The following is a 25518-nucleotide window of genomic DNA, read 5'->3' on the forward strand; positions in this document are numbered from 1 at the left end:
CATAGCGAAAAGCACAGAAAAAATTGTTGCTATCTGGCCTTTAAAATAGAATGTAAGGAGAAAAATTTTCTCTGCGGGGTGGTTATGCTAGATAAAATTGACCGTAAGCTGCTCTCCTTACTGCAAAGCGACTGCACCCTCTCTTTGCAGGCGCTGGCGGATGCCGTTAATCTGACCACCACGCCCTGCTGGAAACGCCTGAAACGTCTCGAAGACGAAGGCATATTGCTGGGGCGTGTGGCGCTGCTCGATCCCGAAAAACTGGGGCTTGGCCTGACCGCGTTTGTGCTGATAAAAACGCAGCACCACAGCAGCGACTGGTACTGCGGATTCGTCAGCGTGGTCTCACAGATGCCGGAAGTGCTGGGCTTCTGGCGCATGGCGGGCGAATATGACTACCTGATGCGCGTACAGGTAGCAGACATGAAGCGCTATGATGACTTCTATAAACGGCTGGTCAACAGCGTGCCGGGTCTGTCGGATGTCACCTCCAGCTTTGCGATGGAACAGATAAAATACACCACCGCCTTACCCATTGAATAACCCGGAATACAATCCTCAGGAAAAGACCGCGTGCGATTATTTGCTCAGTTAAGCTGGTACTTTCGCCGGGAGTGGCAACGCTACCTCGGTGCAGTCGCCCTGCTTATTATTATTGCCATTCTGCAGCTCATCCCGCCAAAAGTGGTGGGCTACGTTGTGGATGGCGTTACGGAACAGCATTACACCGCCGCACGGGTGATGATGTGGATCGGCACGCTGGTCCTGACGGCGGTGGTGGTCTACCTGCTGCGCTATGTCTGGCGCGTGCTGTTATTCGGTGCGTCATACCAGCTTGCCGTCGAGCTGCGGGAAGATTTTTACCGCCAGCTCAGCCGCCAGCATCCGGAGTTTTATCTGCGTCACCGCACCGGCGACCTGATTGCCCGCGCCACCAATGACGTGGATCGCGTGGTCTTTGCCGCCGGGGAAGGGGTATTAACCCTCGTGGACTCGCTGGTGATGGGCTGTGCGGTGCTGATTGTCATGTCGACCCAAATCAGCTGGCAGTTAACCCTGCTGGCACTGCTGCCGATGCCGCTGATGGCCCTGGCGATCAAACGCTACGGCGACCAGCTTCACCAGCGCTTCAAGCTGGCGCAGGCGGCCTTCTCCTCTCTTAACGACCGTACTCAGGAGAGCCTGACCAGTATCCGGATGATCAAAGCCTTTGGCCTGGAGGATCGTCAGTCGGCGTTGTTTGCCGCCGACGCGGCGGATACCGGGGCTAAAAACCTGCGCGTCGCCCGGATTGACGCCCGTTTTGATCCCACGATTTATATCGCCATCGGCACCGCTAACCTGCTGGCCATTGGTGGCGGAAGCTGGATGGTAATTAACGGCTCGCTGACGCTCGGGCAGCTGACCAGCTTTGCCATGTATCTGGGGCTGATGATCTGGCCGATGCTGGCCCTGGCCTGGATGTTCAACATTGTCGAGCGCGGCAGTGCGGCCTACAGCCGGATCCGCGCCATGCTCGCCGAAGCGCCGGTGGTCAACGACGGTAGCGAGACAGTACCAAACGGACGCGGCGAGCTGAATGTCGCCGTGCGCGCCTTTAGCTATCCGCAGACGGAACAGGTGACGCTCCAAAACGTCCACTTTACGCTGCAACCGGGGCAGATGCTGGGCATCTGCGGCCCAACAGGCGCCGGAAAGAGCACGATTTTGTCGCTGATCCAGCGTCACTTCGATATCCCTCAGGGTGAGATCCGCTTCCACGATATTCCGCTCCCGCAGCTGCGGCTGGATAGCTGGCGCAGCCGCCTTGCGGTGGTGAGCCAGACGCCGTTCCTCTTCTCCGATACCGTCGCGAATAATATTGCGCTGGGTTGTCCGCACGCCACACGCGAGGAGATCGAGCACGTCGCCCGTCTCGCCAGCGTCCATGACGATATCCTGCGCCTGCCGCAGGGCTATGAAACCGAAGTGGGCGAACGCGGCGTGATGCTGTCGGGCGGGCAGAAACAACGTATTTCCATCGCCCGCGCGCTGCTGCTTAACGCCGAGATCCTGATTCTCGACGATGCCCTTTCCGCCGTCGATGGCCGTACTGAACATCAGATCCTGCATAACCTGCGACAGTGGGGGGAGGGGCGCACGGTGATCATCAGCGCCCATCGTCTCTCGGCCCTGACCGAGGCGAGCGAAATTCTGGTGATGCAGCACGGGCACATTGCCCAGCGCGGGCAGCATGAACAGCTGGCGGAACAGCCGGGCTGGTATCGCGATATGTACCGTTATCAACAACTGGAAGCGGCGCTGGATGAGGTGCCGGAAACGGACGAGGAGGCCGCCGATGCGTAGTTTTTCCCAGCTGTGGCCTACCCTGAAGCGCCTGCTGGCGTATGGCTCGCCGTGGCGTAAGCCGCTGACGCTGGCGGTAGTGCTACTTTGGGTTGCGGCAATAGCCGAAGTGACCGGGCCGCTGCTGATCAGCTATTTCATCGACAACATGGTGGCGAAAAACTATCTGCCGCTCGGTTTAGTTACCGGGCTGGCGGTGGCTTATGTCGGGCTACAGTTGCTGGCGGCGGGGCTGCACTATGCCCAGTCGCTGCTCTTTAACCAGGCTGCCGTGGGGGTGGTGCAGCAGTTGCGCACCGACGTGATGGACGCCGCGCTGCGCCAGCCGCTGAGCGCGTTCGATACCCAGCCTGTCGGGCAGATTATCTCCCGCGTGACTAACGATACGGAAGTGATCCGCGATCTCTATGTCACGGTGGTGGCGACGGTGCTGCGCAGCGCGGCGCTGGTGGGTGCCATGCTGGTGGCGATGTTCAGCCTGGAGTGGCGCATGGCGCTGGTGGCGATGGCGATTTTCCCGGCGGTGATGATTGTGATGATCATCTACCAGCGCTACAGCACACCGATTGTGCGCCGGGTGCGGACCTATCTGGCGGATATCAACGATGGCTTTAACGAGGTCATCAATGGCATGAGCGTGATTCAGCAGTTCCGTCAGCAGGCGCGCTTTGGCGAACGGATGGGCGAGGCCAGCCGCTCACACTACATGGCCCGCATGCAGACCCTGCGTCTGGACGGTTTCCTGCTGCGTCCGCTGTTAAGCCTCTTTTCGGCGCTGGTGCTGTGCGGGTTGCTGATGCAGTTTGGCTTTGCCGCCCGTGGCACCATCGAAGTGGGGGTGCTGTATGCCTTTATCAGCTATCTGGGCCGTCTTAATGAGCCGCTGATTGAACTCACCACCCAGCAGTCGATGTTGCAGCAGGCGGTGGTCGCCGGTGAGCGCGTTTTTGAGCTGATGGATCGCCCGCGCCAGGCCTATGGCGATGACGAGCGTGAGCTGCAAAGCGGCGCGATTGAATTTGATCAGGTCTCCTTTGCCTATCGCGACGATCGGCTGGTATTGCAGGATATCAACCTGACGGTGCCGTCCCGCAGCTTTGTTGCGCTGGTAGGGCATACCGGCAGCGGTAAAAGTACCCTCGCCAGCCTGCTGATGGGCTATTACCCGCTCACGCAGGGTGAAATTCGTCTGGATGGGCGCCCGCTGTCGACCCTGAGCCACGCCGTGTTGCGTAAAGGGGTGGCGATGGTGCAGCAGGATCCGGTGGTTCTGGCCGACACCTTCTATGCCAACGTGACGCTGGGGCGGCCGTTTAGCGAAGAGCAGGTATGGGAAGTGCTGAAGAAAGTGCAGCTGGCGGAGCTGGCTCGTGGCCTGCACGACGGCATTCATACCCGGCTGGGCGAGCAGGGGAATAACCTGTCAGTCGGACAAAAGCAGCTATTAGCGCTGGCCCGGGTGTTGATCGATACGCCGCAGGTGCTCATCCTCGATGAAGCCACCGCCAGCATCGATTCCGGCACCGAGCAGGCTATCCAGCAGGCGCTGGCGGCGGTACGCGAGCACACCACCCTGGTGGTGATTGCCCACCGTCTGTCGACCATTGTTGAGGCAGATACCATTCTGGTGCTTCATCGTGGCCAGGCGGTTGAGCGCGGCACCCATAAGCAACTGCTTGAGGCGAAAGGGCGTTACTGGCAAATGTATCAACTGCAGCTCGCTGGCGAAGAGCTGGCCGCCAGCGCGCGGGAGGAGTCCCTCAGCGCCTGATGCACTAAAATTAAGCAACCTGCCAGCCGCTGAATCGGTTGGTGCAAAAATGAAACGCACCCTGCACTGTCATGGTGCGTTTTTTTTCGCCATCTATCGTTATGCCTCGTATTCACGCCCTTTTCACTTTTGGCACACCCCTTGCAATACCTCCTTCGTTAGCTCGCCAAAACCGAATTCTGACTGGAGGGGATATATGAAGCTGGTTACCGTGGTAATCAAACCATTTAAGCTCGAAGACGTGCGTGAAGCACTCTCTTCAATGGGTATTCAAGGGCTGACCGTCACCGAGGTGAAAGGCTTTGGTCGACAGAAGGGGCATGCGGAGCTCTACCGTGGCGCGGAATACAGCGTTAACTTCCTGCCAAAGGTGAAGATTGACGTGGCGATTGCCGACGATCAGCTGGATGAAGTCATCGACGTGATTAGCAAAGCAGCCTACACCGGCAAAATTGGCGACGGCAAAATTTTCGTTGCTGAGCTGCAACGCGTTATTCGCATTCGTACAGGCGAAGCCGACGAAGCGGCACTGTAAAACAGCAGGCACACAGTGATAGGGATCGAGAAAATGAACACAACAACACTTAAAGCAGGTCTGGGGTCTCTGGCGCTGTTGCCGGGGCTGGCAATGGCTGCACCCGCGGTAGCAGACAAAGCCGATAACGCCTTTATGATGATTTGCACCGCGCTGGTGCTGTTTATGACCATTCCGGGGATCGCGCTCTTCTACGGCGGCCTGATCCGCGGCAAAAACGTCCTCTCCATGCTCACCCAGGTGACGGTGACCTTTGCGCTGGTTTGTGTGCTGTGGGTGGTTTACGGCTACTCGCTGGCCTTCGGGGAAGGCAACGCCTTCTTCGGCAGCTTTAACTGGGCGATGCTGAAAAATATCGAGCTGACCGCGGTCATGGGCAGCTTCTATCAGTACATCCATGTGGCGTTCCAGGGCTCGTTCGCCTGTATCACCGTCGGGCTGATTGTCGGGGCGCTGGCGGAACGTATCCGCTTCTCCGCCGTGCTGATCTTCGTGGTGGTGTGGCTCACGCTCTCCTACGTGCCGGTGGCGCATATGGTCTGGGGTGGCGGCCTGCTGGCTTCTCATGGCGCGCTGGACTTTGCGGGCGGTACCGTTGTGCATATCAACGCCGCGGTCGCAGGGCTGGTGGGGGCTTACCTGATCGGCAAACGCGTCGGTTTTGGCAAAGAGGCGTTCAAACCGCACAACCTGCCGATGGTCTTTACCGGCACCGCGATCCTCTACTTCGGCTGGTTTGGCTTTAACGCCGGCTCAGCAAGCGCAGCAAATGAAATCGCGGCGCTGGCCTTCGTGAATACCGTTGTGGCGACGGCGGGCGCTATCCTCTCCTGGATCTTTGGCGAGTGGGCGGTACGCGGTAAGCCTTCGCTGCTGGGTGCTTGTTCCGGTGCCATTGCCGGTCTGGTTGGCATCACCCCAGCCTGTGGCTTCGTTGGTGTCGGTGGCGCGCTGATCATCGGTATTGTGGCGGGTCTGGCCGGTCTGTGGGGCGTAACGGCGCTGAAACGTGTTCTGCGTGTGGACGACCCGTGTGATGTCTTTGGCGTGCACGGCGTGTGCGGCATCATCGGCTGCATCATGACCGGTTTCTTCGCCTCAACGTCCCTTGGCGGCGTGGGTTATGCGGAAGGCGTGACCATGGGCCATCAGGTTCTGGTTCAGCTGGAAAGTATCGCCATCACGGTGGTCTGGTCGGGTGTGGTGGCCTTTATCGGCTACAAACTGGCGGACATGACGGTGGGGCTGCGCGTACCGGAAGAGCAGGAGCGCGAAGGTCTGGACGTCAACAGCCACGGCGAGAACGCATACAACGCATAAAGTTAAAGTATTGCCCGGTGGCGCTTCGCTTGCCGGGCTTACGGATTGTGCTTTTGTAGGCCGGGTAAGGCGAAGCCGCCACCCGGCTTTTTCATATCAGCCGCGGTTGCGCATCACCCCTTCCTGCACGGTGGAAGCAACCAGCACGCCATCCTGGGTATAAAACTCACCACGAACAAACCCGCGGGCGCTGGACGCCGAGGTACTCTCCACGCTGTACAGCAGCCACTCATTCATATCAAACGGACGGTGGAACCACATTGAATGGTCGATGGTGGCAACCTGCATCCCTTTCTCGAGGAAGCCCACACCGTGCGGTTGCAGGGCAACCGGCAGGAAGTTGAAGTCGGAGGCATAACCGAGCAGATATTGATGCACGCGAAAATCTTCCGGCATCGCGCCGTTCGCGCGGATCCAGACCTGACGGGCAGGCTCGGCGATATGGCCCTTCATTGGGTTATGGAACTCAACCGGGCGGATCTCCAGCGGTTTATCGCAAAGAAACTTCTCTTTAACCTGCGGGGGCAGCAGATGCGCCAGCGCGCGGGCAATGTCCGTCTCGGAACGCAACTCGTCTGGCGCGGGGGCAGGGGGCATCGCTTTCTGATGCTCATAGCCCGGCTCCGGCGCCTGGAATGAGGCGGTCATATAGAAGATTGGCTTGCCGTTTTGCACCGCCGCCACGCGGCGGGCGCTGAAACTGGTGCCGTCGCGCAGGACTTCAACGTCATACACGATGGGCTTCTGGCTGTCGCCAGGGCGCAGAAAATAGCTGTGAAAGGAGTGCACAAAGCGCTCCTGAGGTACGGTCTCTTTAGCAGCGTAGAGGGCTTGTCCCACAACCTGGCCGCCGAAAACCTGGCGTAATCCCAGATCTTCGCTTTGTCCCCGAAAGAGTCCTTCTTCAATTTTTTCCAGGTTTAATAATGTCAGCAGATTGCTTAGTGCCTGACTCATAGTCGTCCTCAATTAATACGCCGTGGCGAAAGATACGCAGAGTATAACGCAGAAATGCAAGTGGTCCGATGGGTGCAATAATCTGAATAACAGGGGGATTCCAGGCATAAATAATTGATCTGTGCCACACTTAGTCTCGTTATCTTTATGTTAACCACTCATCTGGCGGTATCGATCCCGCTGGTGCATTGATGATAAGGAGAACTCAATGAAACTCGTGCACATGTTAAGTGGTTTAGCGGTAGCGGTTGCTCTCTCTGCCTGCGCGGACAAAAGCGCAGACATTCAGACGCCAGCGCCGAACCCTAATACTGCTGGCGTAGCGACGCAGCCGACCATTCAGCAGCCAAATGTCTCAGGTACAATCTGGATCCGCCAGAAGGTGGCTTTACCGCCGGATGCAGTGTTAACCGTTACCCTGTCTGATGCCTCGCTGGCGGATTCGCCATCGAAGGTTCTGGCGCAGCGGGCGACGCGTACCGAGGGTAAACAGGCGCCATTTAAATTTGAACTGCCGTTTAACCCGGCGGATGTTCAGCCTAACGCCCGCATCCTGCTGAGCGCAGCTATCACCATCGATGATAAGGTTGTCCTGATGACCGATATCGTTAAACCGGTGATCAACCAGGGTGGTACCAAAGCCGATCTGGTCCTGGTGCCGGTACAGCAGACCTCGCTACCGCTGCAGCCTGGCGGCGGTGCGCCGACAACGGTGCCGTCAACGTCACCAACCCAGGTTAGCCCCTCTACGGCTACCCCGGCCCCAACCCAGCTTTAATGTTTCATGCCCCTCTCGTCTGAGAGGGGCAGTTCAGTACCGCCAGCGATAACGCTGCATATCAATTTGCCCACTTCCCGACACCTGCACACCTTCGCTGAGTAAGGCCTGACGCTGGCGCTGTAAATCTGGCCCGGTTAAGGAGATCGCCCCGTGGCGGTTGACCACCCGATGCCAGGGCAGGGTGCTGCCTTCAGGCAGCCTTCTCAGCACGCCGCCTACCTGCCGCGCTGCACGGGGAGAACCCGCCAGCTGCGCCACCTCGCCATAGGTGGTGACCGTGCCTTCGGGAATTGAGGCCACTATCTGCCATACCCGCTGGGGAAAAGAGTCGTGCTCGTCCATTTTGTGCTCCTGTGTTAAGGGCATGATAAAGATTTACGGACAAGACAGGAAGAAAGCGCCCACTCTGTAAACGCTTTGCGCAATAAAACATCACCCGGACGCGGTTAACTTGCAATTGCTATCCCGTACAGTGATAATGCGCCAGCGCGTTGGTTAACAACGCTCTCAATGGGGGCTCTGTTGGTTCTCCCGCAACGCTACTCTGTTCACCAGGTCAGGTCCGGAAGGAAGCAGCCAGGGCAGACGACGTGTGTGCCGGGATGTAGCTGGCAGGGCCCCCACCCATTTGTACTTTTCTTAACTTTTATTGAATCCACTCAGTACTGCATTCTTCTCCATTTCCTCGAGTTTACGATATTCCTCCTCTGCTCTGGCTTTATCGAGCACCATGTTTAGGGCCGTTTCCATGGCTTTTATCTCCATTTTGAGCAGCGATTCCAGATACATACGGTAGCGAAACTCTTCAGCCCATCGTCCTGCATTTTCATTCAGGGTATTCAAGCTGTCGTTAATGGGCTTCAATGAGGCAGCCACTTGGGCAAGAATTTTATTTTCGCTCATTAATGTTCCTTGTAAATGAGATCTGCGCCAGGAGGTTTGTCAGCATATGATGGAATTCTTCACGTTGTTGTGGCATCAATATTTCAACTTGGGCTTTTACAGCATTAAGTCGCGCGACATATTCCTGCTGTACTTCTTGCTCAATCTCTTTGCGACGAGCCAGTGGGATAGCAGAAAACTTATCTTTGTTAAGAATATCCTCAACATCAAACTCAACCTTAGACGGTCTAACCATAGACACTTCTCCTCAAAACAGGCTCATATTTTGGGTATTACCATCGCTGGTGTTATGGATAGTAAATTGCTCAATCATGCTAATAAATGCATGGTGTGGGGGGATTACTTCGTTCACCAGCCCTCGTAAGCGAAGCGCGCACCACAGGGCAACTGAGTAAGCTTGGCAATTGATTGATTTACTGGGATTAAACTCAATATCTGTGAATGCCTTATAAGTCAGTAGCTGCTCTTTCCATGGAACAATATTTAGCGCATTGAGATACAGCCAGTCGTAAAAAGCGGTTTTAGGTTCCAACGCCCAAATCTCCGCTTCGCGCTGTTCATTAGGACGAAACGAGAAATGCTTAAGTTGCCCGGAGTTTTTCAGCAATTCTGATTGTTTTGCCTCTTTTGGAGGCATCATCATTAATTCGCGAAACGGCCCCTTGATACCGTCAGCAGAGGTAAACACTTTAGACGACTGAAACAGGGATTCGACGCTGATAAACTGCCCATTTCGGCTGGTTATGCCCATATTGAACGCGCTGAGATTACGTCCCAATTCCGCCTCAGATTTACTGGATACTTCTAGTACATTTGCTTCGGGAAAACGCTGACGAAAATTGCTGTGTAAGGAAGCGATTGATTTTTGCTTTTGGGGAAGAGAAAGGCCCGCAGACCATGCAAAATCTACGTTAACAATCTCAACCAGAGCTGGACCCTCTGCTTTAGGGATAAAGACCGGGCGGTTCGCCATAAAAAATTACCTGAATGAGAAACGGGTAGGATCGATAACAATATTGGTATTTGTAGCGGTTAGCCAGGCTGGAACGTTTTCTGCCGCGTAAAAAATAATGTCGCTGATAAAGTGCAGCGGAATGGTGGACAGATGCAGGACTTCAGCCTGTACATCGTATGGACGTTCCCCGCTGTCTTCACCATGCTCATCGGCAAACAGATGCTGAAACGCCTGCCAGCTCTGACGCTCACGAATACTAAGAGCCGTCATTTCAGAGGATGCCGCGTTATTCCGACAGAAAACATTATTCTGCAAAAGTTGCGTATGATCGAAGGAGGGGGTCTTCGGGCCAGATATCAGTTCCGATTTGATTTTAAGTATGACCCACTCATGATCGCGCAGTCCTTGCGTGTATTTAAAAAGCATTTTGTTATTTACGTGTCCAATAGACAGAGAAATCGAATCGCGAACTCCATCCAGGCGTAATTCATCATTGTAACGGAAGACATGATCAGAAGTATCCAGTTGTTTACGCGTAAGAATGCCGTGCTCAAGAATACTCTGTAAATTCGACAGGTGAGTGAAGTGGTAGAGCGCAGGAATGGGTTTGCGCTTCACCGCGCTGAAATCGACGACGCTTCGCCAGTCAAAATGCTGGATAGCGTAAAAATGCAGATGACCTACGGTGCACATAAAAGCATGGTGCAGATCGGACGCATAGGCGGGGGAGAGATGCGTTAACCCGGTTATTGCATAGCGGGTTAATAAAAAATCACGAAATCCTTCGATCTTGTCCAGCATAGCCCGGGCATCGTGCATGCTCAATGCTACATTGGCTGTTGTTACGGGAACCCTCACAAAAGGGTTTGTCGGAGGCAGATCAGCGCACGACGTCCTCGTTTGCGCAGATGTACTGCGGCTGATGTCATTCTTTTGTACTGTTGTAGTTGATGAAGTTGGAGATTTATGTCTGGAAGAAGGGGGGGTAGCTTTCTTTTTGTCGAGCAAATTGCCGATGATCGCTAAAACAAAGAATATTACGATCGCAGTCCACATAATATGCTCCAGCTTTCCGCTGCTAACTAATGTGTTGAAAAGATTTGAATAATATTTCCTCTTCTTCTCCTGCTTCAAGCAGCATATGGATATCCTACTATTTTTGGTGAGGGAGATAGGTAATGGCAGATGCCCTGACTCGACACCATTATCCACACCAATAGTGTGCATATTATATATTTTTAAACTGACCTGTATATTTCGCAAATTGTCATCATAATGAAACATAGCTGTCATTATTCTGTCATAAATTTTCTGCAGGGTAAGTGTGACATTTTTATGATGTATAAGCAGAGAATATATATCTGGATAATAATGTTAACTTCGTGTATTAATTTAAGAAAAAATAGCCAGGGATGTAAAAACGATGACGACTGCAGTCCTGAATGTAAAAATTGACGAAGCGCTGAAAGAGAAACTTCGTCATTATGCCGAAGTGAATAATGAGAATCTCAGCGTTACCACTGAGAAGCTGCTGCAGATGGCATTTGCTGTAGCAGATGAGGCAGGAGTGACGGAGGAGGATATCGACAATCAGCATACGGAAGAAGAGAGTGTAGCTCCATTTACTCCTAAAGAAATCAAAGCACTAAGAAAAATTCTGAAGAAGAAAAAATGAAACAACATCAACAATCAACCGCCAGTAGCTACTCCGAAGCCTGCACGCTTCTGCGCTCTGGCTATGTCAAACATGTCCGCCTGGGCTGGGACGTTGGCAGTGATGAGTTCTTTCGAATTGCGTCTGACTGGTGTGATACCGGCGCAAAAATAAAGAAAGAAGGCGATAGTTTTGTTATTTCCCTGAAAGGTTTTCCTATTCCTGCTCAGCACTGACCTCCCATGCTGAAAATGTCTGACTGTAACAACTACAGTCAGACATTTTTAAATTGTCCGTTATGCGCGATTATTTGTGCGCCCGCTCACTTTTTTCCCGTAATTAATATCAGCGTTGCACTCGCCCACGGCGAAAAGGTGATTACACCAGGGTACGTTTTACGTTTTGCCCACCGTTAATCAGCGCCAGCCACAGCGGCTTGATCCGCACCAGGGCGTTTTCCAGCGCCATTGGCTCCAGAGAGAAGGGCATGCGCAGGTAGCGGTCAAACGCCCCGGAAAGCCCGAATCGCGTCCCGGTCCCCAGATGAATACCCGCCGCTTCGGCACGGGTGGCGAGCTGAGTGGCCAGCATATCCGGCAGCTCCACCCAGTAGGATAAGCCCCCTTCCGGCACCTGGAAGCGCCAGTCGGGAAAATGCTCCCGCAGTAGCGCGGCACAGCCATCTCGTCGCTCACGCAGCATCTGCCGTCGGGCAGGTAAAAAGGTTTCGCCCTGCTCAATCAACCACAGGGTCGCCAGCTGTTCCAGCAGCGGCGAGCCGAGATCGAGCGTATCGCGCGTTTGCGCCAGCGTGGCGATGGTGCGCGCCGGAGCGCGAACCCAGCCCAGACGCAGGCCGCCCCAGAAACTTTTTCCCGCCGAGCCGAGGGTAATGACATTGCCGTTCGGGCAGAAGGCAGCCAGCGGCGGAGGGGGAGGCGCATCGAACCAAAGATCCACCATGGTTTCATCGACAACCAGCAGGGTACGGGCCCGGGCAGCCACCGCGGCGATAGCTTGCCGGCTCGTCGCATCCATGCAGCGGCCCGTGGGATTGTGGAAATCCGGCATCAGATAAGCCAGGCGCGGCGCGGTCTGGGCGAGGGTGGCGGCAAAGCCGTCAATATCCCAGCCGGTCTCCGGCAAAGACACCCCGACAGGGCGGCAGGATGCCCCCTGAATCGCCGCGATAGCCAGCGGGTAAGTGGGGTGATCCACCACTACCCGATCGCCTGGCCCGGTGAACATGCGCAGTACCAGCGCCAGCCCGCTGACGGCGCCGTTCACCACCATCACCTCTTCTGCCCGGGTCGGCAGGCCGCGCGCCGTATAGCGTGCGGCGATGGCTTCGCGCAGGGCCAGCAATCCCAGCTGGTCATAGCCGGTTTGCGTCAGATGCTGCGTCATGGCGGTCAGGGCGTGGGTATAGGCCTGATGGATCTCCGGCCCGGCGCCCAGGGCGGCGGTAGAGAGATCCAGCGCCGCATTGGCGTTGGCACGGGTAGGAGGCGTGCGGCTGTCGGGCAGGATCACCCGCGATCCGCTGCCGTGTCGGCTTTCGAGGTAGCCCTCATCCCGCAGATGGGCAAGGGCGCTGCTGACGGTGGTCCGGCTGACTTCCAGCGTTAAAGCCAGCTCCCGCTCTCCCGGCAGGCGTGTATCCAGCGCCAGCCTGCCGTCCAGGATCAGCAGGCGCAGGGCATCGGTCAGCTGACGCCACAGCGGGGTACGGGAGGGGCTCTCCTGCCAGTGACCCAGCAGACGCACTAATGACTGACTTCCAAATCGACGTGATGACACAGGCAGTCCACTTTTTGAAAACTGGTCATTAATCATAGGGCCATTTCAGGCAATGATAAAAGCAGAAACCACCGGAGAGCGATCATGTTACGTCGATTACTTCAGCTTTACGTCGGATTAAGCCTCTATGGCCTGTCAACGGCGATGTTTGTGCGCGCGGATCTGGGGGCCGATCCGTGGAATGTCTTCCACCTGGGGGTGGCAAAACTGCTGGGAATGGATATTGGCACCGTCATCATTCTGACCGGCGTGTTGGTGCTCCTGCTGTGGATCCCGCTGCGCCAGCGCCCGGGGCTCGGCACTATCAGTAACGTCATTGCCATTGGCCTGGCTGCCGATGTCGCGCTGGCGTTTATTCCTGCTATCGATTCGCTGATGGCCCGCTGCGTATTGCTGGTCAGCGCGGTCATCGTTAATGCGCTGGCGACCGGCATGTACATCGGGGCCGGATTTGGCGCCGGGCCGCGTGATGGCCTGATGACCGGCATTAACGCCCGCACCGGCTGGTCGGTTCGCAGCGTGCGTACGGCGATTGAGATTTCAGTTCTGCTGACTGGCTGTCTGCTGGGGGGCACTTTTGGTGTCGGTACCGTGCTCTATGCGTTAAGCATCGGCCCGCTGATCCAGATCTGTCTGCCGTGGTTTCGTCAGAGACCGCGCCCGCTAGCCCCGCAGCCTGAGCGCGTTGTCTGATTTTGCGAAGCGCTCACATGCTTTACGCCAGGCGTTATGACAGAATAGGTACCTCTGTCACTGCAACGCGAAGCGCATGAAAGCCATAACGCTCTACGATGTTGCCCGCCTCGCGGGCGTCTCTTATCAAACCGTCTCACGGGTCATTAATGATGCGGCCCACGTCTCGGCCCGGACCCGGGAGAAAGTGCTGCAGGCGATGGCCGAGCTGCACTATGTTCCCAATCGCGGCGCCCAGCAGTTGGCCGGTAAACGCACCCTTACCCTGGGGCTGATTACCACCGATCTGGCCCTGCATGCTCCTTCGCAAATTGCCTCGGCGGTGAAGACCCGGGCAGGCGAGCGCGGGGCGAGCGTGCTGATCTCGATGGTGGAAAATCCCCAGCAATGCATGGCGGCGCTGCAGGAGCTGCTGGCCCAGCGCGTGGAAGGACTGCTGGTCAACGTGCCGCTTGAAGACGCCCGGGCAGAAAGCCTGCAGGCGCAGGCCCTTCCGGTCCCGGTACTGTTTCTGGATGTCTCCCCTGACGCCCGGGTACACAGCCTGGTGTTTGATGCCGGGCAAGGGGCTACTCTGGGGGCGCAACATCTGCTGGGGCTGGGCCATCAGCGGATCGCCCTGCTTGGCGGGCCGCAAAGTTCCGTCTCTGCCCGGGCGCGTCTTGCCGGCTGGTTGTCTGCCTTAGGCGAGGCGGGGCTGGCACCGTGTGCGGTCGCGGAGGGGGACTGGAGCGCGGCTTCAGGTTACGAAAAAGGCCATCAGCTGCTGGCCGGGGCGACTCTCCCGCAGGGGATCCTGGTGGCGAACGATCAGATGGCCCTTGGCGTGATGCGCGCCTGTGCCGAAAAGGGCATTGCTGTGCCGGGCCAGATCTCGGTGGTCGGTTTTGACGATACCACCGACAGCGCGTGGTTTACCCCGCCGCTGACCACGGTTCGTCAGGCGTTTCGTGAGGCGGGGCTGCGCAGCGTGGAGTGGCTGCTGGCGCAACAGGGCACTACCGATGCGGCCCCGACGCAAACCCGCCTGCCGGTGACGCTTATCGAGCGCCACTCCACCGCCCGGGAAGGGATCCCGCAGGGAAGTGACGATCTGGCCCGTCAGCTTAAATCGCTGGCGCTGCTGGCCGAACAGCTGGCGCGTCGTTAACACTTTTGTGATCGCCATCGCTTCATGACGCTCTCCCGCTTTACCCTGTTACCCTGACAGGGCATTGTAGCCATAAATTGTGAGCGCTTCGCAAAGAGGTAACTATGTCCCATCCAGCTCCGCTGACCCTCAGCACACTTCTTGCCCGTCGTGACTGGGAAAATCCCGGTGTCACCCAATGGAACCGACTTCCTGCCCACGTGCCGCTGAGCGGCTGGCGTGACGAGCAGGCCGCGCGGGATGAGGAGCCAACCCCGGCCATCCGCTCGCTGAACGGTGACTGGCAGTTCAGCTTCTTTCTTGCACCCGAGCAGGTTCCCGACAGTTGGACGCAGGAGGATTGCGCGGATGCGGTGGTGATGCCCGTTCCCTCCAACTGGCAGATGCAGGGCTTTGATACGCCGATCTACACCAACGTCACCTATCCAATTGCGGTGAATCCGCCGTTTGTCCCGGCTGAGAACCCGACCGGTTGTTACTCGCTCACATTTGAGATGGACGCCAGCTGGCTGGAAAGCGGCCAGACGCGGCTGGTCTTTAACGGTGTCAATTCCGCCTTTCACCTCTGGTGCAACGGGCAGTGGGTGGGCTACTCCCAGGACAGCCGTCTACCTGCGGAGTTTGACGTGTCTGCGTTCCTGCGGGCAGGCAGCAACCGGCTGGCGGTCATGGTGCTGCGCTGGTGCGATGGCAGCTATCTCGAAGATCAGGACATGTGGCGGATGAGCGGTATCTTCCGCGACGTTACCCTGCTGCATAAACCGGATACCCATATCGCCGATTATCACGTTGTGACGGAGCTGAACGCTGATTATGACCGCGCGCAGCTCCAGCTGGGGCTGACCCTTGGCGGGAACGACTACGCAGAGTGCGAGGTGAGCGTAAACCTGTGGCGGGACGGAGAGCGTATCGCCAGCGCCATCGGCAAGCCGGGCTCTGCGGTTGTCGATGAGCGCGGTAGCTGGCAGGAGAGGGTAAATGTTTCTCTGAAGGTGGAACACCCGGCGCTGTGGAGTGCGGAAATCCCCACTCTTTACCGGCTGACCCTCGTGTTGCGTGACGCGCAGGGCCAGATCCTGGACGTTGAAGCCTGCGATGTGGGATTCCGTCGTGTCGAGATCGCAAACGGGCTGTTGAAGCTCAACGGCAAGCCGCTGCTGATCCGTGGCGTAAACCGTCACGAACATCACCCTGAGCGCGGACAGGTAATGGACGAAGCCACCATGCGCCGCGACATTGAGCTGATGAAGCAGCACAATTTTAACGCCGTGCGCTGCTCGCATTACCCTAACCACCCGCTTTGGTATCGCCTGTGCGATCGCTATGGGCTCTATGTGGTGGATGAGGCCAACATCGAAACTCACGGCATGGTGCCGATGAGCCGCCTGGCTGACGATCCGCGCTGGCTGCCTGCCATGAGCGAACGCGTCACCCGCATGGTACAGCGCGATCGTAACCACCCCTCGATCATCATCTGGTCTCTGGGCAACGAATCCGGTCATGGCGCCAACCATGACGCCCTTTACCGCTGGGTGAAAACCACCGATCCTGGCCGTCCGGTGCAGTATGAGGGCGGCGGGGCGAATACGGCGGCAACCGACATCGTCTGTCCGATGTATGCCCGCGTCGATCAGGATCAACCCTTCTCGGCGGTACCGAAATGGTCCCTTAAAAAATGGATCGGTATGCCGGATGAGACGCGTCCGCTGATCCTCTGCGAATACGCGCACGCGATGGGCAACAGCTTTGGCGGGTTCGCTAAATACTGGGAAGCCTTCCGCAAACATCCTCGTCTGCAGGGCGGTTTCGTCTGGGACTGGGTGGATCAGGCGCTGACGAAGCATGACGAACAGGGCAACCCTTTCTGGGCATACGGTGGCGATTTTGGCGATAAACCGAATGACAGACAGTTCTGTCTGAACGGGCTGGTCTTCCCCGATCGCACGCCGCATCCGGCCCTCTATGAGGCCCAGCGCGCGCAGCAGTTCTTCACCTTTACCCTGCAAAGCCACTCCCCGCTGGTGTTGGAGGTGCAGAGCGATTATCTCTTCCGCACCACGGACAACGAGCAGTTACGCTGGTCGGTGATGCGCGATGGCGACGTGCTGGCCACCGACGTTGTGGCGCTGGACATTCCGCCACAAGGGACGCAACGGCTGGAGATCGCGCTGCCGCAGTGGGCATCTGCGCCGGGCGAACTGTGGCTGAACGTTGAGACTATTCAGCCTGCCGCCACGCCGTGGTCCGCTGAAAACCACCTTTGCGCCTGGGAACAATGGCCCTTGCCAGCGCCGTTATGCATCGCGACGCCAAAGGCTGCCGGGACTATTCCACAGCTGATCCGTGAGGATGACGCGCTGGTCATAACCCATCAGCAGCAGCGCTGGCAGTTTGATCGCACCAGCGGCAACCTGACGCAATGGTGGCGCGACGGCGTGCCGACGTTGCTTTCGCCGCTGACCGATAACTTTACCCGCGCCCCGCTGGATAACGATATCGGCGTCAGCGAAGTGACCCGCATCGATCCGAATGCCTGGGTGGAACGCTGGAAGGCGGCAGGGATGTACAGCCTGACGCCGCGTTTGCTGCAGTGCGAGGGGGAGCAGCTGGCGCAGGGGGTAACGATCGCCACGCTCCAGGCCTGGGAGCACAACAATCAGGTGCTGTTCCTGAGCCGTAAATGCTGGCGCATCGATAGCCAGGGCGTGCTGCACGGCGACGTTGAGGTGCAGGTGGCGAGTGATATACCAGAGCCTGCCCGAATCGGGCTGAGCTGTCAGCTGGCACAGACGCCGCAGACCGTAAGCTGGCAAGGTCTCGGGCCGCATGAGAACTACCCGGATCGCAAGCTCGCTGCCCGTCAGGGACGCTGGGAACTGCCGCTTGCTGAGCTGCACACTCCTTACATTTTTCCGACCGACAACGGCCTGCGCTGCGATACGCGTCAACTGAATGTAGGGCAGCATCAGCTGGAGGGTGATTTTCACTTCTCGGTAAGTCGCTACAGTCAGACGCAGCTGCGCGAGACCTCGCATCACCATCTGTTACGTGAGGAGCCCGGCTGCTGGCTGAACCTCGACGCGTTCCATATGGGCGTTGGGGGCGATGACTCCTGGAGCCCAAGCGTCTCTCCGGAGTTTATCCTGCAGGTGAAAAAGGTGCGTTACGCCTTTAGCTGGCAACAGAACTAAACTTAATCGCTGATGCGGCCACACCGCGTGGCCGCACATTCACTTCGGAGGTTTATCTGATGAAGTATGTCGATGGTTTTGTGGTTGCCGTTCCCGCGAATAATAAGGAGGCTTATCGCGAGCTGGCGGCGAAGGCCGCGCCGCTGTTTAAAGAGTTTGGCGCGCTGCGTATTGTAGAGTGTTGGGCAGATGACGTACCCGACGGCAAATTAACGGACTTTCGCCTGGCGGTGAAGGCGGAAGAGAACGAAGAAGTGGTCTTCAGCTGGATTGAATATCCTTCCAGAGAGGTGCGCGACGAAGCGAACCGGAAGATGATGAACGATCCCCGAATGAAAGAATTTGGCGAATCGATGCCATTCGACGGTAAACGGATGATTTATGGCGGCTTCTCGCCGCTTCTGGACGAATAAGCGTGACGCCCGACGGCGCTTCCCGCCGGGCGCTAAGCGTGGCTCTCGGGATCGAGATTCGTTTCCGCCCACTGGATAAACGCCTCTTTCGGCAGCGCCTTGCTGTAAAACCAGCCCTGACCGTACTGCACACCGTGGAGACGAAGCCATGCCAGCTGGCCTTCGGTTTCAATACCTTCTGCCACCATGTCCAGATCGAGCGATTTGGCCATCTCTATGATGTGCGAGGTGACATTTTTATATTCCAGCGCATCCACAAACGACTTATCAATTTTCAGCGTATCGACATCCAGATCCTGCAGGTAACTGAGGCTGGAGTAACCCGTTCCGAAATCATCAATATAGACAGAGTGCCCGGCACGTCGGAATGCGGCAATAGCCGGGGCGCTAACCGCGGGATCGGCGAACCCGCGCTCGGTGAGCTCCAGCGCAATCTGCGAAGGGTGCAGTTGCCACTGATTCAGCAGGCGGCTCAGCAGCGGGAGCACGGTACCCGAGATCAAATCCTCCGGCGCCAGGTTTATCGAGATATGGTGGCCCGGATGCTGGCGTAACCATTCGCCCATATCCTCAAACACTTTTTCAATGATAAGTGTCGTCAGCGGGTTGGTCAGGCCCGTCTGTTCCGCCAGAGAGACAAAAATATCGGGTGACAGATAGCTGCCGTCCGGCTGCGGCCAGCGTGCGAGGGCCTCCGCACCGGTGAGTCTGCCGCTGTTCAGATTCACAATCGGCTGGAAATGAACCTGGAATTCCCGGGCATTAATCGCATCTATTAAACGATACCGGGGCGACTGCAAACGGCGTAACACGCGCAATATAAACCAGGCCGTCAGCAGACTGATCAGGATGCCAAAAGGCAGCCAGAAAATAAGCTGGTGATGCCAGCTCTTTTGCAAAGGAGTCAGGGAGGACCACGTCACAATGGTGAAGCCCAGGTCAGATACGTCGTGCCGGTTGTACATCACGCCGTTATGCTGAAAATTCGTGCTGCCATTGCGCTGCATTTCGTGGAACACCTGCATATCCAGCTTGTTGCTGCTGGCAAAAACGATATTGCGGCGAAGCCCCACCAGGGCGACGTCGATCGGCCATGAGCCAAAGGGGATCACATCGATCAGCGAGGCCGGATCGATCATGACAATGTAGTGCTCTGTGCCAATCGCAGCCATATAGCGGTCGAGGCCCAGATCGTTATGTGAGGTGACCCAGGCCCGGTAGCCATCGGCGGTGATGCGCAATGCTGGCGGAAACGGGGCGGCATGGCTCACTTGTTCCAGCGACGAGCAGCGCGGTTTCAGATCCTCAACGTAAAGGACTTCCTGAATGTAGCGCCAGGAAAAGGAGGCGCGGCGCATCGCCATCGCATGTTCGTAAGTACAGGGTGTTCCGTTAAAAGAGTGCATCTCCTTCAGAGCGGATTCCGCCTGGCTAATCACTCTGTCGGTACGTATCTGTACGCGCGAAGAGTAACTATTCAGATCATCGACAAACTTATCTTCTGCATTGCGGTGTGCCAGCCAGATGCTCAGGCAGACAGGAACAAGGACAGCAATGATGAGTACACATGTAACCACACTGACCAGGTGTCGGGTTGTCATGCTCCTGTTTCCTTTTATAACGCCGGTATAGGGCGCCCAAGCCGATGACATTAAAACGAAAAAGCCGTTGAAGTGTAGTGTTATAGCACGCTGTTGAGAGTGAATTCATTCAGCAATTGAGACACTGAATTAAATATCATTTTAAGTGACTTTTTCACAGAGCGAAAACCCGACGATCGTTACAGGCGCAGGTTGTTTTTGCACCTCTACTCGGATATGCTAATTGTTATGTTATAACAAATCATATTGAGGTAGACATGCAGGTTCTGAATTCATTGTGCAGCGCTAAACAACGCCATCCTGATTGTCAGATTGTGAAGCGTAAAGGGCGGCTATATGTCATTTGTAAATCTAATCCGCGCTTTAAGGCGGTGCAGGGGCGTAAGAAGAGACGTTAAGCGGGATAAAGATGCCTGCCGCTGATGTCGGCGGCAGGCCAGAGTCGGGGTCAGGCGGCTACGCGGGAGAGGGTGAAGACATCGTAGAAAGAGAGCTCGCCTTTCGTGGCGATCATCTTCTGCAGTTTCTCTTTTTGCTGCGACTCGACGTTAGGGGAATGCAGAATATTTTCGATCAGCTGAGGAGGCACAAAGCGCGTGTTGTACCACTCACCGTTGTAGCAGACCCGGAAATCAAGCACATCAATATCTTCATAGCGATAACGCGGATTAACGTCAAAGAAGAAGAAGGCGTTAAAGACGATGAACAAAACAACCAGCAACCAGACGGAACCAATCAGCGTTTCGGATTGCAGCATCACCACCAGCGTAGCAAGCCACGCCGCATACATGGCGACAAACAGACCAGGATGTTTGCGAATAAAGCTGATGCTGAAGCGCGGCTTGTTGTCACGCTTTTCGCGAACATTGAGATCATCAATGGTTTCGGTAAGCAGGCGTTGTATCTCGGTCATCTTCTGCCCTTTCTGAATTCAACTTAATACGAAGGATCCGTATATTTTAAGTGACCACAATGTTTGTGGACAGTAACAGTTATGCTAAGAAATATCATAACAGTTACCAGGAAAGGGCGGGTGGGATGAGATGGCTGGCTGTTCAGTACAACGCAATGCTTCCCCCCCAACGATGGCACTAGCCCAGCGATGGAGAACGGCCTGTCATGCAAAGGATGAAACATCTGAAAGTAGAGTCTTTATCTCTGACAGTTGTGAGAGACAATCAGCGTACAAACTTCCATACAGCGGTTGGGATTTTATCGTACAGCTTATTCATCGTAAGTTCAGCCAGACGATGATCGGCTGCTGAATAGAATACCGCAAGCTCATTATCAGAAAGCTCGTATTTATTTTTTTCAATGACGCGTTCCAGGGTGTCAATGGAGTGACAGCGTCGCAAACGCATCAAATAATCAGTCTTGGTTAATGGTTTATCAGACATAAATTCACCTAATTGTTTGTAATAATTTTAACCGGAGAAACTAACGGATTAGCTCTACTCGCATTGACAAAACAACGAAAAAGCCGATTGCCCGATTTACGCCATTTTTGTAAATCCTGTGCGTTAATGCCGTAGCTACTGAATAACATAAAAGTGTCATCCAAGTATTCGTCAATCTGCTCAATCAACTTATTATCTTCGTTATACTTAATTTTATAATTAAGCGCGAAGGTAGCAATATGCTCAATCAACTCGTTTAACTGCAAATTAATGGCAGAAGTAGGGTCATTTACCCAGCCATGGTTGCTTTCATCGAGATTGGTCAGGCAGTCATGGTACAGGGATTCACAAAGGAATTTCAACTGTGCAATATCTTGCCTTTTGGGCGAGTATTCGTCCATAGCGCATCCCCTTTTTGAGTGATTTTTTACTCACCGAACATCGTTGTCGGGAAGGGTACAACTGACTCAGTGTCAATGACTACTGTTATGCCTCTTGCTTTAACTATAATCTACTCTAATCAGGATTTCACCGCGCTATTACGAAAAATTACAATTACGCAGCATTTTACAGGCTCTGGCGGTCGCTATGTTATATATTGTTTTATCCTGATACAGCTCTTTACTTATCCCCTATGTGATTTTCCGGCCACACTTAAAATCATAGGTCCGAGCGTTTAAAATCAAAAAAACACCAGGAATACTCTTAATACCTAAGACGTGACGCAAAAAATTGAGAATTTCTGTAATAGAACCAGGTTAAATATGATAAGCCGTTTAAGGGTTACATTAAATATATAAACCCTCAATAAGCTAATTTTATGATTTTTAATTGCTGAAAAAAAGGCCGCATATGCGGCCTTTTTAAGGTTTAAACCCGAATCGGGGTCATCACACCGGATGATTGTGTTCGGTTTCGTCGTTCTTACGGCTGAAACGACGACGTACGACCACGAAGAAGACCGGCACGAAGAAGATGGCCAGGATGGTTGCGGTCACCATCCCGCCCATTACACCGGTACCTACGGCGTTCTGTGCACCGGAGCCTGCACCCGAGCTAATAACCAGCGGCATAACGCCGAGGATAAAGGCTAGCGAGGTCATCAGAATAGGACGCAGACGCATACGTACCGCCTCCAGCGTCGCTTCAATCAGGCCTTTCCCTTCTTTATCCATCAGATCTTTGGCGAATTCGACGATTAATATCGCGTTCTTCGCCGACAAGCCAATGGTTGTCAGCAGGCCCACCTGGAAGTAAACGTCGTTATTCAGGCTACGGAACGTGGCGGCCAGCAGGGCGCCGATAACGCCGAGCGGAACGACCAGCATAACGGAGAACGGAATCGACCAGCTCTCGTACAGCGCCGCCAGACAGAGGAACACCACAATCAGGGAGATAGCATACAGGGCAGGGGCCTGGTTGCCGGACAGACGTTCCTGATAGGACATCCCCGTCCAGTCGTAGCCGATGCCTGCTGGCAGTTTACCGGCCAGTTCTTCCATCAGGTTCATGGCCTCACCGGTACTTCTGCCCGGTGCCGCCTGACCCAGGATCTCCATGGATGGCAGACCGTTGTAACGTTCCAGACGTGGCGAACCGTATTCCCAGCGTGAGGTGGAGAAGGCTGAGAATGGCACCATCTGTCCGTTGCTGCCGCGCACATACCAGTTGTTGATATCGCTTGGCAACATACGGTACTGCGCTTCAGACATCACGTAGACCTTCTTCACGCGACCGCGGTCGATGAAGTCGTTGACGTAGCTACCGCCCCAGGCTGCGCCCAGTGTGGTATTGATGTCACTGATAGAGACGCCCAGCGCCTGGGCTTTTTCCTGATCGATATCCACTTTGAACTGCGGCGTATCTTCCAGGCCGTTCGGACGAACGCCAACCAGCAGGTCAGGGTGTTTCGCAACTTCGCCAAAGAGCTGGTTACGCGCCTGAGTCAGTTTCTCATGGCCCAGACCACCCTGGTCGATAAGCTGGAAGTCAAAGCCGGTTGCCGTACCCAGTTCAACAATCGCTGGCAGGTTAAAGGCGAAGACCATCGCATCTTTAATCTGCGAGAAAGTGCCCATCGCACGACCCGTAATGGCCTCAACTTTGTTCTCGTCGCCCGGACGCTCAGCCCAGTCTTTCAGAGAGACGAAGGCGATACCGGTGTTCTGACCACGACCCGCAAAGCCGAAGCCGTTAACCGCAAACACCGATTCAACGTTGGCTTTCTCTTTGTTCAGGTAGTAATCCGTCACCTCATCCAGCACTTTCTGGGTACGTTCCTGGGAAGCACCCGCAGGCAGCTGAGCCATGGTCAGGAATACACCCTGGTCTTCGTCCGGCAGGAATGAGCTTGGCAGACGAACAAACAGGTAGGCCATGCCGACCACGATGATGATATAGAGCAGCAGATAACGACCGGTGCTGCGCAGGATATTTCCTACGCTGTCGGTGTAGTGGTGCGTGCTCTTATCGAACATGCGGTTAAACCAGCCGAAGAAGCCTTTTTTGTTCTCGCCGTGATCGCCTTTTGCCACCGGTTTCAGCATGGTGGCGCACAGGGCCGGGGTCAGGATCAGTGCCACCAGTACCGACAGGGCCATCGCGGAAACGATAGTGATCGAGAACTGACGATAGATCGCACCGGTAGAACCACCGAAGAAGGCCATCGGGATAAATACCGCTGACAGCACCATGGCGATACCGACCAGGGCGCCCTGGATCTGGCCCATCGATTTACGGGTCGCCTCTTTCGGCGGGAGTCCCTCTTCGGACATCACACGCTCGACGTTTTCGACCACCACGATGGCGTCATCCACGAGCAGGCCGATCGCCAGCACCATCCCGAACATCGTCAGGGTGTTTATCGAGAAGCCAAAGGCCGCCAGGATAGCAAAGGTCCCGAGCAGAACCACCGGTACGGCGATGGTTGGAATCAACGTCGCACGGAAGTTTTGCAGGAACAGATACATGACCAGGAAGACCAGAATGATCGCTTCTACCAGCGTTTTCACAACCTCGTGGATGGAGATTTTCACGAATGGCGTTGTGTCATACGGGTAGACGATTTTCAGGCCTGACGGGAAGAACGGTTCCATTTTCTTCAGTTCGGCACGAATCGCCGTCGCGGTATCCAGGGCGTTGGCGCCAGTCGCCAGTTTAATCCCCAGACCGGATGCCGGCTGGCCGTTAAACTTCGCGATCACGTCGTAGTTTTCACCACCCAGTTCCACCTTCGCCACGTCGCGCAGGCGCACCTGAGAACCGTCCGGATTCACCTTCAACAGGATCTTACTGAACTCATCCGCAGAGGTCAGACGGGTCTGGGCGATGATCGAGGCGTTCAGCTGCTGGCCTTTAACCGGCGGCGTACCGCCTAACTGACCGGCTGCAACCTGGGCGTTCTGCGCTTTAATGGCGTTAATCACGTCAACCGGCGTCAGCTGGAAGTTGTTCAGTTTGTTCGGATCCATCCAGATACGCATCGCGTACTGAGAACCGAACAGCTGAACGTCACCGACACCAGAAGTACGGCTGATAGCGTCCTTCATGTTAGCGCCCACGTAGTCGGAAATATCCTCCTGCGTCATGGTGCCGTTGGTGTTGATAACGCCGACAACCATCAGGAAGCTACTGGAGGATTTCTCCACGCTCACACCCTGCTGTTGTACTTCCTGCGGCAGCAGTGGCATCGCCAGCTGCAGTTTGTTCTGTACCTGAACCTGGGCAATGTCCGCATCCGTACCTGACTCGAAGGTCAGGGTGATCTGAACAGTACCGGTTGAGTCACTGTTGGAGGACATGTACATCAGGTTATCGATACCGTTCATGTTCTGTTCGATAACCTGCGTGACGGTGTCCTGCACCGTTTTTGCATCAGCCCCTGGGTAGGTTGCGGCGATTGAAATTGCTGGCGGCGCAATGGTTGGATATTGCGCGACAGGCAGCTTCAGGATCGCAAGTCCCCCGGCTAGCATGATGATAATGGCGATCACCCACGCGAAAATGGGGCGATCGATAAAGAAATTAGGCATGTCTTAACGGCTCCTGTTTA

The 25518-nt window shown here is 55.6% G+C and carries 25 protein-coding genes and 1 other RNA gene; 14 read left to right on the forward strand and 12 right to left on the reverse strand.

What is annotated here, in order from left to right; all coding sequences use genetic code 11:
- The first annotated feature begins 84 nt into the window (after window positions 1-84).
- The 5 genes from C3406_RS00780 to amtB all read left to right on the forward strand — a co-directional run bounded on the left by C3406_RS00780 (window position 85) and on the right by amtB (window position 5972).
- A complete protein-coding gene (locus C3406_RS00780; RefSeq protein ID WP_168194496.1) occupies window positions 85-543 on the forward strand; it encodes an Lrp/AsnC family transcriptional regulator in 459 nt (152 codons plus the stop codon).
- 30 nt (window positions 544-573) lie between these two features.
- Window positions 574-2346 carry a SmdA family multidrug ABC transporter permease/ATP-binding protein gene (locus C3406_RS00785; RefSeq protein WP_103824052.1) on the forward strand — a complete coding sequence of 591 codons (1773 nt, stop codon included), beginning with the start codon at window positions 574-576 and terminating at the stop codon, window positions 2344-2346.
- Window positions 2339-4117 (forward strand): SmdB family multidrug efflux ABC transporter permease/ATP-binding protein, encoded by a 1779-nt coding sequence (locus C3406_RS00790; RefSeq protein ID WP_103824053.1) that lies wholly within the window; start codon window positions 2339-2341, stop codon window positions 4115-4117. The genes C3406_RS00785 and C3406_RS00790 overlap by 8 nt, the downstream gene beginning before the upstream one ends.
- A gap of 196 nt (window positions 4118-4313) precedes the next feature.
- Window positions 4314-4652 carry a P-II family nitrogen regulator gene (glnK, locus tag C3406_RS00795; RefSeq protein ID WP_032616849.1) on the forward strand — a complete coding sequence of 113 codons (339 nt, stop codon included), beginning with the start codon at window positions 4314-4316 and terminating at the stop codon, window positions 4650-4652.
- Between the two features lie 33 nt (window positions 4653-4685).
- The gene (gene amtB / locus C3406_RS00800; RefSeq protein ID WP_032616850.1) at window positions 4686-5972 is read left to right on the forward strand and encodes an ammonium transporter AmtB; all 1287 of its coding nucleotides are present in this window, start codon (window positions 4686-4688) and stop codon (window positions 5970-5972) included.
- A 96-nt stretch (window positions 5973-6068) separates the two neighbouring features.
- On the opposite strand, the gene tesB is transcribed toward amtB, so the two are convergent.
- Window positions 6069-6929: an acyl-CoA thioesterase II gene (gene tesB, locus C3406_RS00805; RefSeq protein WP_103824054.1), complete on the reverse strand. Its 861-nt coding sequence runs from the start codon at window positions 6927-6929 to the stop codon at window positions 6069-6071.
- 208 nt (window positions 6930-7137) lie between these two features.
- Here tesB and C3406_RS00810 point away from each other — a divergent pair, with 208 nt between their 5' ends.
- Complete coding sequence (locus tag C3406_RS00810; protein ID WP_103178495.1) at window positions 7138-7707, forward strand: YbaY family lipoprotein; 570 nt, start codon at window positions 7138-7140, stop codon at window positions 7705-7707.
- A gap of 33 nt (window positions 7708-7740) precedes the next feature.
- On the opposite strand, the gene C3406_RS00815 is transcribed toward C3406_RS00810, so the two are convergent.
- Window positions 7741-8052, reverse strand: a complete 312-nt coding sequence (locus tag C3406_RS00815) for an MGMT family protein (protein ID WP_103824055.1) — start codon at window positions 8050-8052, stop codon at window positions 7741-7743.
- Window positions 8053-8230: 178 nt separating this feature from the next.
- Here C3406_RS00815 and ffs point away from each other — a divergent pair.
- Window positions 8231-8327: signal recognition particle sRNA small type (ffs, locus tag C3406_RS00820), an RNA gene on the forward strand.
- 22 nt (window positions 8328-8349) lie between these two features.
- On the opposite strand, the gene C3406_RS00825 is transcribed toward ffs, so the two are convergent.
- Genes C3406_RS00825 through C3406_RS00840 form a run of 4 tightly spaced genes read right to left on the reverse strand, consistent with a single transcriptional unit; the run spans window position 8350 to window position 10624 of the window.
- Window positions 8350-8613: a hypothetical protein gene (locus C3406_RS00825; protein ID WP_103824056.1), complete on the reverse strand. Its 264-nt coding sequence runs from the start codon at window positions 8611-8613 to the stop codon at window positions 8350-8352.
- Entirely contained in the window at window positions 8600-8848 is a 249-nt protein-coding gene (locus tag C3406_RS00830; RefSeq protein WP_103824057.1) for a hypothetical protein, read from the reverse strand. Before C3406_RS00830 ends, C3406_RS00825 begins: the two co-directional genes overlap by 14 nt.
- Before the next feature lie 12 nt (window positions 8849-8860).
- Window positions 8861-9586, reverse strand: a complete 726-nt coding sequence (locus C3406_RS00835; RefSeq protein WP_103824058.1) for a DarT1-associated NADAR antitoxin family protein — start codon at window positions 9584-9586, stop codon at window positions 8861-8863.
- 6 nt (window positions 9587-9592) lie between these two features.
- Complete coding sequence (locus tag C3406_RS00840; protein ID WP_158250555.1) at window positions 9593-10624, reverse strand: DarT ssDNA thymidine ADP-ribosyltransferase family protein; 1032 nt, start codon at window positions 10622-10624, stop codon at window positions 9593-9595.
- 367 nt (window positions 10625-10991) lie between these two features.
- Here C3406_RS00840 and C3406_RS00845 point away from each other — a divergent pair, with 367 nt between their 5' ends.
- Window positions 10992-11243, forward strand: coding sequence for a hypothetical protein (locus C3406_RS00845; protein ID WP_039032396.1), 252 nt, complete (start codon window positions 10992-10994; stop codon window positions 11241-11243).
- A complete protein-coding gene (locus C3406_RS00850; RefSeq protein ID WP_032616855.1) occupies window positions 11240-11458 on the forward strand; it encodes a hypothetical protein in 219 nt (72 codons plus the stop codon). Before C3406_RS00845 ends, C3406_RS00850 begins: the two co-directional genes overlap by 4 nt.
- A gap of 142 nt (window positions 11459-11600) precedes the next feature.
- On the opposite strand, the gene yczR is transcribed toward C3406_RS00850, so the two are convergent.
- Window positions 11601-13022: a MocR-like transcription factor YczR gene (gene yczR / locus C3406_RS00855; RefSeq protein WP_103824205.1), complete on the reverse strand. Its 1422-nt coding sequence runs from the start codon at window positions 13020-13022 to the stop codon at window positions 11601-11603.
- Between the two features lie 84 nt (window positions 13023-13106).
- Here yczR and yczE point away from each other — a divergent pair, with 84 nt between their 5' ends.
- The 4 genes from yczE (at window position 13107) to C3406_RS00875 (ending at window position 18469) form a co-directional block, all read left to right on the forward strand.
- Complete coding sequence (yczE, locus tag C3406_RS00860) at window positions 13107-13715, forward strand: membrane protein YczE (RefSeq protein WP_103824060.1); 609 nt, start codon at window positions 13107-13109, stop codon at window positions 13713-13715.
- A gap of 76 nt (window positions 13716-13791) precedes the next feature.
- A complete protein-coding gene (locus tag C3406_RS00865; protein ID WP_103824061.1) occupies window positions 13792-14865 on the forward strand; it encodes a LacI family DNA-binding transcriptional regulator in 1074 nt (357 codons plus the stop codon).
- A gap of 104 nt (window positions 14866-14969) precedes the next feature.
- Window positions 14970-18056, forward strand: coding sequence for a beta-galactosidase (locus tag C3406_RS00870; RefSeq protein ID WP_103824062.1), 3087 nt, complete (start codon window positions 14970-14972; stop codon window positions 18054-18056).
- 59 nt (window positions 18057-18115) lie between these two features.
- The gene (locus C3406_RS00875) at window positions 18116-18469 is read left to right on the forward strand and encodes a DUF1428 domain-containing protein (protein ID WP_103824063.1); all 354 of its coding nucleotides are present in this window, start codon (window positions 18116-18118) and stop codon (window positions 18467-18469) included.
- A gap of 32 nt (window positions 18470-18501) precedes the next feature.
- Here C3406_RS00875 and C3406_RS00880 read toward each other — a convergent pair whose 3' ends face one another.
- Complete coding sequence (locus C3406_RS00880) at window positions 18502-20070, reverse strand: EAL domain-containing protein (protein WP_103824064.1); 1569 nt, start codon at window positions 20068-20070, stop codon at window positions 18502-18504.
- 257 nt (window positions 20071-20327) lie between these two features.
- Between C3406_RS00880 and ykgO the strand changes: the two genes are divergently transcribed.
- Entirely contained in the window at window positions 20328-20468 is a 141-nt protein-coding gene (gene ykgO, locus C3406_RS00885) for a type B 50S ribosomal protein L36 (RefSeq protein ID WP_103824065.1), read from the forward strand.
- 50 nt (window positions 20469-20518) lie between these two features.
- Here ykgO and C3406_RS00890 read toward each other — a convergent pair whose 3' ends face one another.
- From C3406_RS00890 to acrB, 4 genes are all read right to left on the reverse strand, one after another.
- A complete protein-coding gene (locus tag C3406_RS00890; RefSeq protein WP_103178502.1) occupies window positions 20519-20983 on the reverse strand; it encodes a YlaC family protein in 465 nt (154 codons plus the stop codon).
- A 265-nt stretch (window positions 20984-21248) separates the two neighbouring features.
- Window positions 21249-21467, reverse strand: coding sequence for an HHA domain-containing protein (locus tag C3406_RS00895; RefSeq protein WP_103826472.1), 219 nt, complete (start codon window positions 21465-21467; stop codon window positions 21249-21251).
- Between the two features lie 8 nt (window positions 21468-21475).
- Window positions 21476-21868, reverse strand: coding sequence for an Hha toxicity modulator TomB (gene tomB, locus C3406_RS00900; protein WP_103824066.1), 393 nt, complete (start codon window positions 21866-21868; stop codon window positions 21476-21478).
- A 489-nt stretch (window positions 21869-22357) separates the two neighbouring features.
- Window positions 22358-25498 carry a multidrug efflux RND transporter permease subunit AcrB gene (gene acrB / locus C3406_RS00905; RefSeq protein ID WP_103178504.1) on the reverse strand — a complete coding sequence of 1047 codons (3141 nt, stop codon included), beginning with the start codon at window positions 25496-25498 and terminating at the stop codon, window positions 22358-22360.
- Window positions 25499-25518: the final 20 nt, after the last annotated feature.

It is taken from the genome of Leclercia sp. LSNIH8 (assembly GCF_002920195.1).
Classification (GTDB): Bacteria; Pseudomonadota; Gammaproteobacteria; order Enterobacterales; family Enterobacteriaceae; genus Enterobacter.